This window comes from Streptomyces sp. BYX5S (genome assembly GCF_054724165.1).
In genome coordinates this window covers 21,867-34,453 of sequence record NZ_CM138829.1, presented here as the reverse complement: position 1 = coordinate 34,453, position 12,587 = coordinate 21,867, and the positions used below count along the sequence as shown (strand labels likewise).

The 12,587-nt window shown below is 69.4% G+C and carries 11 protein-coding genes and 1 tRNA gene; 7 read left to right on the top strand and 5 right to left on the bottom strand.

The annotated features are described in order from the left end of the window. The first annotated feature begins 15 nt into the window (after positions 1–15). The gene (locus tag ACYBSK_RS00165; RefSeq protein WP_457474742.1) at positions 16–669 is read left to right on the top strand and encodes an FMN-dependent NADH-azoreductase; all 654 of its coding nucleotides are present in this window, start codon (positions 16–18) and stop codon (positions 667–669) included. 183 nt (positions 670–852) lie between these two features. Here the strand turns inward: ACYBSK_RS00165 and ACYBSK_RS00160 are convergent. Beyond that, positions 853–936 (bottom strand) — tRNA-Leu (locus ACYBSK_RS00160). Positions 937–1,309: 373 nt separating this feature from the next. On the opposite strand from ACYBSK_RS00160, the gene ACYBSK_RS00155 reads away from it, so the two are divergent. From ACYBSK_RS00155 to pknB, 6 genes are all read left to right on the top strand, one after another. Further along, positions 1,310–2,164, top strand: a complete 855-nt coding sequence (locus ACYBSK_RS00155) for an FhaA domain-containing protein (protein ID WP_457474741.1) — start codon at positions 1,310–1,312, stop codon at positions 2,162–2,164. Between the two features lie 10 nt (positions 2,165–2,174). Continuing rightward, positions 2,175–2,690: an FHA domain-containing protein FhaB/FipA gene (locus ACYBSK_RS00150; RefSeq protein WP_457474740.1), complete on the top strand. Its 516-nt coding sequence runs from the start codon at positions 2,175–2,177 to the stop codon at positions 2,688–2,690. Positions 2,691–2,848: 158 nt separating this feature from the next. Next, on the top strand, positions 2,849–4,393 hold the full coding sequence (locus tag ACYBSK_RS00145) for a Stp1/IreP family PP2C-type Ser/Thr phosphatase (protein WP_460244756.1): 1,545 nt from the start codon (positions 2,849–2,851) through the stop codon (positions 4,391–4,393). 25 nt (positions 4,394–4,418) lie between these two features. Further along, the gene (locus tag ACYBSK_RS00140; RefSeq protein WP_457474738.1) at positions 4,419–5,846 is read left to right on the top strand and encodes an FtsW/RodA/SpoVE family cell cycle protein; all 1,428 of its coding nucleotides are present in this window, start codon (positions 4,419–4,421) and stop codon (positions 5,844–5,846) included. Beyond that, the gene (locus tag ACYBSK_RS00135) at positions 5,843–7,303 is read left to right on the top strand and encodes a peptidoglycan D,D-transpeptidase FtsI family protein (RefSeq protein ID WP_460244755.1); all 1,461 of its coding nucleotides are present in this window, start codon (positions 5,843–5,845) and stop codon (positions 7,301–7,303) included. Before ACYBSK_RS00140 ends, ACYBSK_RS00135 begins: the two co-directional genes overlap by 4 nt. A gap of 203 nt (positions 7,304–7,506) precedes the next feature. Continuing rightward, on the top strand, positions 7,507–9,501 hold the full coding sequence (gene pknB / locus ACYBSK_RS00130) for a Stk1 family PASTA domain-containing Ser/Thr kinase (protein WP_460244754.1): 1,995 nt from the start codon (positions 7,507–7,509) through the stop codon (positions 9,499–9,501). An 86-nt stretch (positions 9,502–9,587) separates the two neighbouring features. Here pknB and ACYBSK_RS00125 read toward each other — a convergent pair whose 3' ends face one another. From ACYBSK_RS00125 to ACYBSK_RS00110, 4 genes are read right to left on the bottom strand one after another with little or no spacing between them, the layout of a single operon-like run. Beyond that, positions 9,588–10,328 carry a class E sortase gene (locus ACYBSK_RS00125; protein ID WP_457474735.1) on the bottom strand — a complete coding sequence of 247 codons (741 nt, stop codon included), beginning with the start codon at positions 10,326–10,328 and terminating at the stop codon, positions 9,588–9,590. Positions 10,329–10,375: 47 nt separating this feature from the next. Continuing rightward, complete coding sequence (locus ACYBSK_RS00120) at positions 10,376–11,776, bottom strand: class E sortase (protein WP_460244752.1); 1,401 nt, start codon at positions 11,774–11,776, stop codon at positions 10,376–10,378. After that, positions 11,773–12,429 carry an aminodeoxychorismate/anthranilate synthase component II gene (locus tag ACYBSK_RS00115; RefSeq protein WP_460244751.1) on the bottom strand — a complete coding sequence of 219 codons (657 nt, stop codon included), beginning with the start codon at positions 12,427–12,429 and terminating at the stop codon, positions 11,773–11,775. Before ACYBSK_RS00115 ends, ACYBSK_RS00120 begins: the two co-directional genes overlap by 4 nt. After that, on the bottom strand, positions 12,426–12,587 hold the full coding sequence (locus ACYBSK_RS00110) for a hypothetical protein (RefSeq protein ID WP_460244750.1): 162 nt from the start codon (positions 12,585–12,587) through the stop codon (positions 12,426–12,428). The genes ACYBSK_RS00115 and ACYBSK_RS00110 overlap by 4 nt, the downstream gene beginning before the upstream one ends.

Sequence of the window (12,587 nt, the reverse complement as noted above, 5' to 3'; positions counted from 1 at the left end):
TCACGGGAGAGCATCATGGCCACCCTGCTGCACATCGACTCCTCCGTCTTCGACGGTCAGGCCTCCGCGTCGCGCGCCGTCACCGACGCCTTCCGCAAGGCCTGGGAGGAGCAGCACCCGGAGGGCACCGTCGTCTACCGCGACCTGGCCGCGAACCCGGTGCCGCACATCACCGCGGACGCCCACCTCGCCGGCTTCGTGCCCGCCGACGCGCACACCCCCGAGCAGGCCGCCGTCTTCGCCGAGCGCATCAAGCTCATCGAGGAGCTGGAGCAGGCGGACGCCATCCTGATCGGCGCCCCGATGTACAACTTCTCGATCCCCTCCACGCTGAAGGCGTGGCTGGACAACGTGATCCTCATGGGCCGCACCTCGGGCCCCGAGACCCAGTCCGCCAAGGGCACCCCGGTCACCGTCGTCGCCAGCCGCGGCGGCTCCTACGCGCCGGGCACCCCGCGCGAGGGCTTCGAGTACGTCCAGAACTTCCTCGGCGCCGCCCTGCGCGACGGCCTCGGCCTCGACCTGGACTTCATCGTCCCGGAGCTGACCATGGCCCCGCAGAACCCGGCGATGGCCCAGCTGGTCCCGCTCTACGAGGCCTCCCGCGACAAGGCGCTCGCCGACGCCCAGGAGAAGGGCAAGTCCCTCGCCGCCCGCTTCGCCGCCTGAGCCGAGGAGCCGCGCAGCCGAGCAGCCGCACCCAGCGCCTGAACAGCACTGACGTGACATAACCCACAGGGCCCCGCGACCGACCGACCGGTCGCGGGCCCTGTGAGTCGTACCCCCCGAGTGCCCCGCCTCCAGGCAACGCAAAAGCCCCGCAGATCCGAAGATCTGCGGGGCTTTTCGCTGTGCGCGAGGGGGGAGTTGAACCCCCACGCCCTTTCGGGCACTGGAACCTGAATCCAGCGCGTCTGCCTATTCCGCCACCCGCGCATTGGGTGTGTCTTCCGGCCCTTCGCCCTTGCGGGCCCTGCGCCTTCCGACGAACAAAACATTAGCACGCTGCGGACGGTGGATTCACATCCGTTCCTGGGGCCGCCGAGCGGGCAGACGGAACAGGGATCCCGCACGGTCCACAGCCGCGTACGGGACACTGTGTGGAGGCCACCTCTACGATCCCTGCATAGGGGCCCGGCAAGGGGCTGTGAGCGTCGACACTCATCGAGCAGGCGGACAGGGGGAACCAGCCGATTTCCCGACGCGTGGATACGATCAGTAAGCAGTACCAAGAAGGCAGCGACAGCAAGCCCGGCCGCAGGCGGTACAGGCCTGACAAGCAGGACGGCAACGAAGGAGGAGGTGCCTCATGGGAGTCCTGAAGAAGTTCGAACAGCGCCTCGAGGGGCTGGTCAACGGCACCTTCGCCAAGGTCTTCAAGTCCGAGGTGCAGCCCGTCGAGATCGCGGGAGCGCTGCAGCGCGAGTGCGACAACAACGCGACGATCTGGAATCGCGACCGGACGGTCGTCCCCAATGACTTCATCGTGGAGCTCAGCGCGCCCGACTACGAGCGGCTGAGCCCCTACTCGGGCCAGCTCGGCGACGAGCTGTCCGGGATGGTGCGCGACTACGCGAAGCAGCAGCGCTACAGCTTCATGGGCCCCATCAAGGTGCACCTGGAGAAGGCGGACGACCTGGACACGGGTCTGTACCGGGTACGCAGCCGCACCCTCGCGTCGTCCACCAGCCAGGAGCGCCCGCAGCAGTCCCAGCGCCCCGCCCCGGCCGCCCGGCCCCAGGCACCGGGGGGCTACGGATACCCGCAGCCCACGGCCGCCCCGCCGATGCCCTCGGCGCCGCCGGGACGCCCGGCGGCTGCCCCCGCGGCACAGGGGCAGGCGGCTCACGGGCAGCAGGGCGCGGGCCCGCTGCCCGGCGCCCGCGTGCGCCACTGGGTCGAGATCAACGGCACCCGCCACCAGATCTCCCGCCCCACCCTCGTGCTCGGCCGGTCCACCGAGGCCGACGTGCGGATCGACGACCCCGGCGTATCGCGCCGGCACTGCGAGATCCGGACCGGAACGCCCTCGACGATCCAGGATCTCGGATCCACCAACGGCATCGTGGTGGACGGACAGCACACCACCCGCGCTACGCTCCGCGACGGCTCGCGGATCGTCGTGGGCCAAACCACCATCGTTTACCGGCAAGCCGAAGGGTGAAGCGGGGGCAATGTCAGAGCTGACCCTGACGGTCATGCGGCTGGGTTTCCTGGCCGTTCTGTGGCTGTTCGTGATCGTGGCCGTCCAGGTCATCCGCAGCGACCTGTTCGGTACGCGCGTCACCCAGCGCGGCTCGCGCCGGGAGAGCGGGCGGCCGCAAGCGCAGGCCGCGCGCCAGTCCGCGCCTCCGCAGCAGCGCCAGCAGCAGGGCGGCGGCCGACAGCGCCGTGGCGCCCCCACCAAGCTGGTCGTCTCCGAAGGCACGCTCACCGGTACGACGGTGGCGCTGCAGGGGCAGACGATCACGCTCGGCCGTGCGCACGACAGCACGATCGTGCTCGACGACGACTACGCGTCGAGCCGTCATGCCAGGATCTACCCGGACCGGGACGGTCAGTGGATCGTCGAGGACCTCGGGTCCACCAACGGCACGTATCTCGACCGGACCCGCCTCACGACGCCCCAGCCGATCCCGCTGGGTGCGCCGATCCGCATCGGCAAGACCGTTATCGAGCTGCGGAAGTAGTGCTACGTCATGAATGAGCGCGAGCGGAGCGAGCGAGCCGACGCGGCGGGCCGGGGCCCCGATGTCCCGGACCTCGGCGCGCTCCCGAGCGGAGGGTGGGCAGTGTGGTGCGACACGACCGGCTGTACCCGGAGTCTGATCCGGCCGGGCAGGTGCGCATGAGTCTGTCACTGCGCTTCGCCGCCGGATCACACAAAGGCATGATCCGCGAGGGCAACGAGGACTCCGGTTACGCCGGCCCCCGGCTGCTCGCGATCGCCGACGGCATGGGCGGCCAGGCCGCCGGTGAGGTGGCCTCCTCGGAGGTGATCTCCACCATCGTCGCGCTCGACGACGACGTGCCGGGCTCGGACATCCTGACCTCGCTCGGCACCGCCGTGCAGCGGGCCAACGACCAGCTCCGCCTGATGGTCGAGGAGGACCCCCAGCTCGAAGGCATGGGGACCACCCTGACCGCGCTGCTGTGGACGGGCCAGCGGCTCGGCCTCGTGCACGTCGGCGACTCGCGCGCCTACCTGCTGCGCGACGGCGTGCTCACGCAGATCACGCAGGACCACACCTGGGTGCAGCGCCTCGTCGACGAGGGCCGCATCACCGAGGAGGAGGCCACCACGCACCCGCAGAGGTCCCTCCTCATGCGGGCGCTGGGCAGCGGCGACCATGTCGAGCCCGACCTCTCCATCCGCGAAGTGCGGGCCGGCGACCGGTACTTGATCTGCTCCGACGGGCTGTCCGGCGTCGTCTCCCACCAGACGATGGAGGAGACCCTCGCCAGCTACCAGGGCCCGCAGGAGACGGTCCAGGACCTGATCCAGCTGGCCCTGCGCGGCGGCGGCCCCGACAACATCACCGTGATCGTCGCGGACGTCCTCGACATCGACAGCGGGGACACCCTCGCCGGTCAGCTGTCGGACGCCCCGGTGGTCGTCGGCGCGGTCGCCGAGAACCAGCAGGCGCTGCACGAGGGCTCCGCCATGGAGACCCCCGCGGGCCGCGCCGCGGGCCTCGGCCGCCCGGCCCCCGGCACGGGCGGCGGCGAGTTCGGCCCGCCCGGCAGCGGGGACACCGCCGACTACGCGCCCGAGGGGGGCTTCGGCGCGTACACGGACGAGGACTTCGTGAAGCCGCGGCCGCGCCGCAGGTGGCTGAAGAGATCCTTCTACACGGTGCTCGCCCTGGCGGTCATCGGCGGCGGGCTCTACGGCGGCTACCGCTGGACGCAGACCCAGTACTACGTCGGCTCCAACGAGGAGCACGTCGCGCTGTACCGCGGCATCAGCCAGGACCTCGCCTGGGTGAGCCTGTCCGACGTGGCGAAGGACCACCCGGAGATCCAGCTCAAGTACCTGCCGCCGTACCAGCGCAAGCAGGTCGAGGCGACCATCGCCGAAGGCGACCTGGCCGCCGCCCAGGACAAGATCCAGGAACTGTCCGCGCAGGCCACCGCATGCGAGAAGCAGGCCGAGCGGGACAAGGCCGAGAACGAGAAGAACGCGAAGACCGGCGAGGGCGAGGCCGGCGGAACCTCCACGGGAGGCACGGCGTCCAAGGCGTCGTACCGCAAGCTGCCCGCCGCACCCACGCCGAACCCGTCCGGATCGCCGTCCTCGTCCGGCAAGTCCAAGTCCTCTCCCACGCCCACCCCTGGCCCCACTCTCTCCGAGGAAGAGCAGCAGCTGGCCAAGGCGTGCGCGCAGCAGTAGAAGCCGTTGGGGGCCTCAGCACGCCATGAGTAGTAACTCCACGACGCATACGTCGACCATTGGAGCGATCGGAGCACCCAGCCGGCGCAACACCGAGCTGGCACTGCTCGTGTTCGCCGTGATCATCCCGGTGTTCGCGTACGCCAATGTCGGTCTCGCCATCGACGGCGAGCTCCCCACGGGCATTCTCGGCTACGGGCTGGGCCTCGGCCTGCTCGCGGGCGTCGCCCACATCGTCGTACGGAAGTTCGCGGCGTACGCGGACCCGCTGATGCTGCCGCTGGCCACGCTGCTGAACGGCCTTGGCCTGGTGGTCATCTGGCGGCTCGACCAGTCGAAGCTGCTCCAGTCGATCGACCAGGCGGGCAGCGCGGCACCGAAGCAGCTGATGTACACGGCGATGGGCATCGCGCTCTTCATCGTGGTCCTGTTCTTCCTGAAGGACCACCGCGTCCTTCAGCGCTACACCTACATCTCCATGCTCGGCGCCGTCGTCCTGCTGCTGCTGCCGCTGGTACCGGGCCTCGGGCAGAACATCTTCGGCGCGCGCATCTGGATCAACATCGGCGGATTCTCCATCCAGCCCGGTGAGTTCGCGAAGATCGTCCTCGCGGTGTTCTTCGCCGGCTACCTGATGGTGAAGCGGGACGCCCTGGCGCTCGCCTCGCGCCGCTTCATGGGCCTGTACCTGCCGCGCGGCCGCGACCTCGGACCGATCCTCGTGGTCTGGGGGATCTCGATCCTCATCCTGGTCTTCGAGACCGACCTCGGTACGTCGCTGCTGTTCTTCGGAATGTTCGTCATCATGCTGTACGTCGCCACCGAGCGGACCAGCTGGATCGTCTTCGGTCTGCTGATGTCCGCGGTCGGCGCCGTCGGTGTGGCCACGTTCGAGCCGCACATCCAGCAGCGTGTGGACGCCTGGCTGGACCCGATGAAGGAGTACATGCTCAGCCGCCAGGGCGTGGCCGGGCACTCCGAGCAGGCGATGCAGGCGCTGTGGGCCTTCGGTTCCGGCGGCACCCTCGGCACCGGCTGGGGCCAGGGCCACTCCGAGCTGATCCGCTTCGCCGCGAACTCCGACTTCATCCTCGCCACCTTCGGCGAGGAGCTGGGCCTGGCCGGCCTGATGGCGATCCTGCTGATCTACGCACTCATCGTGGAGCGCGGCGTGCGCACGGCGCTCGCGGCCCGCGACCCGTTCGGCAAGCTGCTCGCCGTCGGCCTGTCCGGCGCCTTCGCACTTCAGGTCTTCGTCGTCGCGGGCGGCGTGATGGGGCTCATCCCGCTGACCGGTATGACGATGCCGTTCCTCGCGTACGGCGGTTCCTCCGTCATCGCCAACTGGGCGCTCATCGGGATCCTGATCCGGATCAGCGACACCGCGCGGCGGCCCGCCCCGAGCCCCACGCCAAGTCCCGACGCCGAGATGACCCAGGTGGTCCGACCGTGAACAAGCCCCTGCGCCGTATCGCGATCTTCTGCGGCCTGTTGATCCTGGGCCTGCTGATCCGCGACAACTGGCTCCAGTACGTGAAGGCCGACTCGCTCGCCTCCGACAAGGAGAACCGTCGCGTCGCCATCGAGCGGTACTCGACGCCGCGCGGCGACATCATCGTCGACGGCAAGTCGATCACGGGCTCGAAGGAGACCACCGGGACCGACCTGAAGTACAAGCGGACCTGGAAGAACGGGCCCATGTGGTCGCCCGTCACCGGCTACGCCTCGCAGGTCGTCGGCGCCAGCCAGATCGAGAATCTTGAGGACGGCATCCTCAGCGGCAACGACGACCGCCTCTTCTTCCGCAACACCCTCGACATGATCACGGGCAAGCAGAAGGAGGGTGGCAACGTCGTGACCACCCTCAACGCCGCCGCGCAGAAGGCCGCCTACGACGGCCTGAAGAACCGCGGCAAGGGCGCCGTCGCCGCCATCGAGCCGTCCACCGGCAAGATCCTCGCGCTCGCGTCCACGCCGTCGTACGACCCGTCGTCCTTCGCCGGGAACTCCACCGACGACGGCAAGACGTTCTCGCAGCTCGACAAGGACAAGGACAAGCCGCTCCTGAACCGCGCGCTGCGCGAGACGTACCCGCCGGGTTCGACGTTCAAGCTGGTGACGGCCGCGGCCGCGCTGGAGAGCGGGAACTACGACCCGGACAAGGCCACGGACACCCCGCTGCCGTGGACGATGCCGGGCACCACGACGGAGCTGAAGAACGAGGGCAACATCCCTTGTAAGAACGCGACGCTGCGCAACGCCCTGAAGGTCTCCTGCAACACCGTGTTCGGCAAGATCGGCTCGGACCTCGGCAACGACGCGATGCTCGAGGAGGCCGAGAAGTTCGGCTTCAACGAGGAGCAGTTCATCCCGGTCCGTTCCAACAAGTCGGTGTTCTCCGACGACATGAACAAGTCGGAGACCGCGCTCTCCTCCATCGGCCAGTTCAACACCGCCGCGACCCCGCTCCAGATGGCCATGGTCGCCTCGGCGATCGCCAACGACGGCAAGCTCATGGAGCCGTACATGGTCGACGAGCTGAAGGCCCCGAACCTCGACACCATCGAGAAGACGGACCCGAAGGAGCTGAGCCAGCCGCTCTCCGCGGAGAACGCGACGAAGCTCCAGTCGATGATGGAGACGGTCGTCAACGACGGCACCGGCTCCAACGCCAAGATCGACGGCGTCACCGTCGGCGGCAAGACCGGTACCGCCCAGCACGGCGTCGACAACAGCGAGAAGCCGTACGCCTGGTTCGTCTCCTACGCCAAGACCGACTCCGGTTCGCCGGTGGCCGTGGCCGTGGTGGTCGAGGACGGCAGCGCCAACCGCGACGACATCTCCGGTGGCGGTCTCGCCGCCCCGATCGCGCGCGACGTGATGAAGGCGGTCGTGGACAGCAAGAAGTGAGCCGGGGAACGCCGGTTTCACCACCCCTTGTGAGCCCGGTCACTCGTTGTTCACATAGATGCACGTGGCGATACCGGTCCTGTCACGGGTCACGGTGGTGGCCAGGTCACGCTGAGCAAGCCGGGTACGGTAAGCCCCGGACAGCACACCGCCCGACCCCGCACGGGACGGTCGGGACCGACGGAGAGGGCTGGTAGGTAACCATGGAAGAGCCGCGTCGCCTCGGCGGCCGGTACGAGCTGGGCCAGGTGCTCGGCCGTGGTGGCATGGCGGAGGTCTATCTCGCCCATGACACCCGGCTCGGTCGCACCGTGGCGGTGAAGACGCTGCGGGTGGACCTCGCGCGCGACCCGTCGTTCCAGGCCCGGTTCCGCCGGGAGGCCCAGTCGGCCGCCTCGCTCAACCATCCCGCGATCGTGGCGGTGTACGACACGGGCGAGGACTACGTCGACCAGGTCTCCATCCCGTACATCGTGATGGAGTACGTCGACGGTTCCACGCTCCGTGAGCTGCTGCACTCCGGGCGCAAGCTGCTGCCCGAGCGCGCCATGGAGATGACCGTCGGCATCCTCCAGGCCCTGGAGTACTCGCACCGCGCGGGCATCGTGCACCGCGACATCAAGCCCGCCAACGTCATGCTGACCCGCACCGGCCAGGTGAAGGTCATGGACTTCGGCATCGCCCGCGCGATGGGCGACGCCGGCATGACGATGACGCAGACCGCGGCCGTCATCGGCACCGCCCAGTACCTCTCCCCGGAGCAGGCCAAGGGCGAGCAGGTCGACGCCCGCTCCGACCTGTACTCCACGGGCTGCCTGCTGTACGAACTGCTGACCGTACGGCCGCCGTTCGTCGGCGACTCCCCGGTCGCGGTCGCGTACCAGCACGTCCGTGAGGAACCGCAGGCGCCCAGCGTCTTCGACGGCGAGATCACGCCGGAGATGGACGCGATCGTCCTCAAGGCCCTCACCAAGGACCCGGACTACCGCTACCAGTCGGCCGACGAGATGCGCGCCGACATCGAGGCCTGCCTCGACGGCCAGCCCGTCGCCGCGACCGCCGCCATGGGCGCGGTCGGCTACGGCGGCCACCCCGACGACCAGCAGACCGCGATGCTGCGCCCGCAGAACGGCGCGGGCCAGACCTCGATGCTGCCGCCGACCAACCCGGACGACGGCGGCTTCGGCTACGACGACCGGCCCGACCGGCGCCGCCAGGGCAAGAACCGTACGTCGACGATCCTGCTGGTCGTGGCGGGCATCCTGGTGCTCGTCGGCGCCATCCTGATCGGCAAGACGATCTTCGGCGGCGACAGCGCGAACGACGAGTCGTTCACGGCCCCGAACTTCGTCGGCAAGACGGTCGACGAGGCCGAGAAGATGGCCGAGAACCGCGACCTCACCCTGGACTCCAGCAAGTCGGGCCCCTGCGAGGACTATCCCAAGGGCCAGATCTGCTCCCAGAACCCGAAGTCGGGCACCGAGGTGAGCAAGAACGACACGATCACGGTGTCGGTCTCCACGGGCGCCCCGAAGGTCTCCGTCCCGGACGTCAAGGGCCTGCCCTACGACGAGGCCGAGGCCGAGCTGAAGGCCAAGGGCCTCGACAACGTCACCAAGGAGACCGAGGAGTCCGACCGGACGCCGGGCACGGTCATCAAGCAGAACCCCTCCAGCGGCAAGGTCGAGAAGGGCACCGAGATCACCCTGACCGTCGCCCGCGAGAAGGAGCAGGTCACCGTCCCGAACGTGGCCGGCGGCAACCTCTCCTGCGACGAGGCCACGAAGCAGCTCGAGGACAGCAACCTGAAGGCGAACTGCACCGAGGAGGAGAGCACGGCGGCCGAGGCCGGCAAGGTCTTCGCCCAGAGCCTGCCCGCCAACACCCAGGCGGAGCCCGGCTCCACGGTCACCCTCAAGGTCGCCAAGAAGGCCGCGCAGACGCCGGTCCCGAGCGTGGTCGGCCAGACCGTCAAGGACGCCAAGAAGACCCTCCAGGACGCCGGCTTCAAGAACGTCCAGTTCGCCGACGGCTCCGACCAGGGCGACGAGGCCCGCGTCATCAGCCAGGACCCGGCGGCCAACACCGCGTCGGACCCGGCGAACACCACGGTCACCCTGACCACGATCGGCGGGGGCGGCAACAACAACGGCGGGAACGACAACGGCGGCATCTTCGGGGGCAACCTCGGCGGCTGACGCCCGGCGCGGTACGCAGCAAGGCCGGAGCCCCGGCCCCCTCAGGACGAGGGGGCCGGGGCTCCGGCCTTGACCGGGCTCGCGCCCTAACGGAGTTCCTTCGGCGGCGTCCGGTCCTCGTCCACCTTGTCGACGCGCTCCAGCTCGCCCCACACGATGTACCGGTACTTCGACGTGTAGACCGGCGTGCAGGTCGTCAGCGTGATGTAGTGGCCGGGCTTCTTCACGCCCGACTCCTTCGGTACGTCGTCGATGACGTCCACGTTGTACTTCGAGGTCTCCGGGAGGATGTCGTAGACCTTGTAGACGTACCAGTCGTCCTTGGTCTCGAAGACGATCGGGTCGCCCTTCTCGATCTTGTCGATGTTGTGGAACTTGGCGCCGTGCCCGTCCCGGTGCGCGGCCAGCGAGAAGTTGCCCTTCTTGCCGCTCGTCGGCAGCGTCGCCTTCACGGGCTTCGTGTAGTAGCCGGCGACGCCGTCGTTGAGGACCTTGTTGTCCGTGCTCTTCTCGACCAGCACCTCGCCCTTGCTCATCGCGGGGACGTGCAGGAAGCCGATGCCGTTCTTGGTGTCCAGGTCACCGGGGCCGCTGTTCCCGCTCCACTGGTCGCGGACCCTGTCGCCCTGCTTGCCCGCCTCGCGGTCGGCGACGACGTTCGTCCACCACAGTGAGTAGGCCACGAAGAGGCCGAGGATCACGCCCGCGGTGATGAGCAGTTCACCGAAGACACTGACGGCGGTCGCGATGGGCCCGCGCCGGGGTGAGGGCGAGCGGCGAGGCTCCTTCGGTGCGGCCTCTTCGCCATGGTCGGTCGTCGCTGCCACTCGCTCATGCCCCGTCTCTGTGCCGTACTGCCGCTGCCGATACCCGGTTATTCGACGAGCGCGTCCGGCTTGCCCTTGCTGCGCGGACGCTCCTCGACCATCTTGCCCCAGACGATCATTCGATACGTACTGGTGAATTCCGGAGTGCAGGTCGTCAGAGTGATGTAACGGCCCGGCTTGGTGAATCCGGAGCCCGCGGGGATCGGATTGAGGACCGCCGTGTTCGACGGCGCCGTCTGCGGCAGGATGCTCGCCATCTTGTACACGTAGTACGTGTCCTGCGTCTCGACGACGATCGGATCGCCGGGTTCGAGGCGGTTGACGAAGCGGAACGGCTCGCCATGCGTGTTGCGGTGCCCGGCGACGGCGAAGTTCCCCTGCTTCGCGTCGGGCATCGCGGTCGGAATGCTGTCCTTGTCGTAGTGCCCGACCATGCCCTTGTCGAGGACCTTCGGCTTGCTGATGCCCTCGGCGATCGGCACGACGACGTCCAGCTTGGGGATGTAGAGGATCGCGAAGCCCTGTCCCGGTTCGAACGCGCCGGGCTTGCGCTTTCCGTTGGCCCAGTCGTCCTCGAGGCTGCTCCGGGCGCTGCCGGCGATGTTGTGTGCCCGAATGTTCGACCACCACAGCTGGTAGGTGACGAACAGCAGCATCAACACCCCGATGCTGATGAAGACTTCACCGACCGCCCGGCTCGCGATCACTCCGGCGCCCGGCTTGGCCGCGCGCGCCGCGGCCCGCGCCTCGACCCGGGTCAGCGGCTTTCCGTCCGCCTCCTCGCCGGTCTCCTTCTCCGCGGCACTCGCCGCCGAGTGCCGGCCGCCGCCCTTCTTGGCGGCCTTCCTGCGCGCGGCCCGGCCGCCGACGGCCACCGGCTCCGCGGTGGGCGTGGACTCCGGCTCGGCTATTCGGCGGGTGTCGGCGGTACGCAGCGCGACCGTCTCGTCGTCCCGTGCGGGGGACGCGGGCGAGGGCTGCGGCACGGGGGCCACGGGCTGCTGAGCGGGGGCCTGGGGCTCCCGCGGGGGCGTCGCGGCCCCGAGCGCGGACGCACCGGCCGCGGACGCGTGGGCGGCGGCTCCAGGCGCGTGGGCGGCGGCTCCGGGCGCGTGGGCGGCGGGCCCTGACGGACCGTGGGAGGCGGGTCCTGACGCGTGTCCGCGGGCCGCGCCCTGCGGGGCCTCGCCGTACCAGTTCTGGGCGTACCCCTGCGGGTCGTACCACTCGGGCTCCGGCTCGGGGCGGCGCACCGGCTCCCCGGGCTGCCCGTGCGGCTGCCCTTGGACCGGGTGCTGTTCCGGTGCCTGCTCCTGCGCTCCCGGCGGCCGGAACCACGGCGACGGGTGCTGCCCCGGCAACGGGTCGTTCAGCGGGTCGTCGAGGCGGCGCACGGCATCCTCGAACCCGCCGGCTTCGCCGTCCTGCTCGGGGCGCAGCGCGGTCACGCCGAGGCCCTGCCCACGACCGGCGCGAGCCCGCCCGATCTGGCCACCGCGCCCGCGTCCCCGCACTCCACGAGCCAGTTCGCGAGCATCAGATGGCCGTGCTCGGTCAGCACCGACTCCGGATGGAACTGCACCCCCTCGACGGGCAGTTCACGGTGGCGCAGCCCCATGATGATGCCGTCCTCGGTACGCGCCGTGACCTCCAGCGCCTCCGGTACGGTGCCGGGCTCGGCGGCCAGCGAGTGGTATCGGGTGGCCGTGAAGGGGTCGGGGAGGCCCGCGAAGACGCCCTTGCCCTCGTGCCGGACGAGCGAGGTCTTGCCGTGCAGCAGCTCGGGAGCGCGGTCCACGACACCGCCGTACGCCACCTGCATCGACTGCATGCCGAGGCAGACGCCGAAGACGGGCACGCCGGTCGCCGCGCAGTGCCGCACCATCTCGATGCAGACACCGGCCTGTTCGGGGGCGCCGGGACCCGGGCTGAGCAGCACGCCGTCGAAGCCGTCCTGCGCGTGCGAGGTGGTCACCTCGTCGTTGCGCACGACCTCGCACTCGGCACCCAGCTGGTACAGGTACTGGACGAGGTTGAAGACGAAGCTGTCGTAGTTGTCGACGACGAGGATGCGGGTCTTACGGGTGTCTCGCGTGCTCACTGGCCGTCCACCGTCACATCGTTGAAGGGCAGCAGCGGCTCGGCCCACGGGAAGACGAACTGGAAGAGGACGTACACCACCGCCAGGACCAGCACGATCGAAATCAGTGCCCTCACCCAGGTGTTGCCCGGCAGATGCCGCCAGATCCAGCCGTACAT